This is a genomic window from Pseudomonas tremae, assembly GCF_001401155.1.
Lineage (GTDB): Bacteria > Pseudomonadota > Gammaproteobacteria > Pseudomonadales > Pseudomonadaceae > Aquipseudomonas > Aquipseudomonas tremae.
Genome location: NZ_LJRO01000363.1, coordinates 1 through 1,236 on the forward strand (window position 1 = coordinate 1; position 1,236 = coordinate 1,236).

At 53.2% G+C, this 1,236-nt stretch carries 2 protein-coding genes; both read left to right on the top strand.

Going from position 1 to position 1,236, the window contains the following annotated elements; translation table 11 throughout:
* Positions 1-54 precede the first annotated feature (54 nt).
* Entirely contained in the window at positions 55-213 is a 159-nt protein-coding gene (locus ALO43_RS31195) for a hypothetical protein (RefSeq protein WP_217999779.1), read from the top strand.
* Between the two features lie 3 nt (positions 214-216).
* Positions 217-1,236, top strand: a 1,020-nt coding sequence (locus tag ALO43_RS20785; protein ID WP_217999780.1) for a type II restriction endonuclease, incomplete at its 3' end; no start/stop codon positions are given.

Sequence of the window (1,236 nt, forward strand, 5' to 3'; positions counted from 1 at the left end):
ACAAAGCCTTGCCGACTGGCTTCAAGGCAGTGCCCGATTTATCGAGGAGCGGGGATGAAACGAGGGTATCTGTCCGAGTATTTCGAGGGCGTCGCAGCCAAGCGTTTGAGCGCGGTCGAAGCCGATGTCATCAAATCGCACCAGCATGAGTTCAACGGCGTAGAGGGCTTGCGGGAGATTCTGGGCGAGCCGGAAGGCAAGGTGCAATATTAGGCAATGCTGATGTATCTCACCGACCAAGACGATGAACCCATAGTCGAAGACAGTACGCTGACATGGTATGACGCACGGCAGCGGGCACGAAACGAACGTGGTGTAATGCGCTGGGAATATCGCCTATATTTCAAGACGACCAATGTTTCGCTGAATGCTGCTGCTGGCGATCTGCTTGTGATTGCGAAGCCCCGCGATGGCAGTCTGCTGGTTGTCATTGCTGAAAGCGGGTCGAGCATCGCCAGGCAGATTGAATGGTTGTTTGGTTTTGCCGATCTTGCACATCCCGGTTTTTCTGTTAAATCCGAATTGGAAACGGAACAGGATCGCATCGAATTTGCATCGCGCTTCATTCTGGAAAGCATCGGCGTTGTAGTCGAGACATCTGCCGAAACTTACCTTGATGTCATGCTTGAAAAATTCAAAGGGAAGTTTCCAACCACCCGCGAATTTTCGGCTTATGCACGTTCGACCCTTAAAGACCTTGACGCACGCGCCGAACCAGACCTCGTGATAATGACTTGGATGGAGCGCGAAGAAATCCTGTTTCGCACGCTTGAACGCTACCTTATCGCCGACCGTTTATCAAAAGGATTCGCAGGCGAAGTGGATGTAGGCGTTGACGTGGATGGCTTCCTGTCATTTTCTCTGTCGGTGCAAAATCGTCGCAAGAGCCGGGTCGGCCTTGCGCTGGAAAACCATCTTGAACTGTTGTTTGCGGAAAACGGTTTGCGCTACGCACGCACCGCTGTCACAGAAAACAAGGCGAAGCCGGATTTTCTGTTCCCTGGCATGGCGGAATACCACAACCCGGCGTATGACTCGTTGAAGCTTACTATGCTGGGCGTGAAATCAACCTGCAAGGATCGCTGGCGGCAGGTGCTCGCTGAGGCTGACAGGATCAACAACAAACACCTGCTGACCCTGGAAACAGCTATCTCCACGCACCAGACCGATGAAATGGCGAGCAAGTGCCTGCAACTCGTCTTGCCTCGTGGCCTGCATCAGACCTATACGCCTGCC

What these genes read in the sequence shown, in the direction of transcription:
- ALO43_RS31195 (WP_217999779.1), top strand. Translation starts at nt 55, where the DNA reads ATGAAACGAGGGTATCTGTCCGAGTATTTCGAGGGCGTCGCAGCCAAG.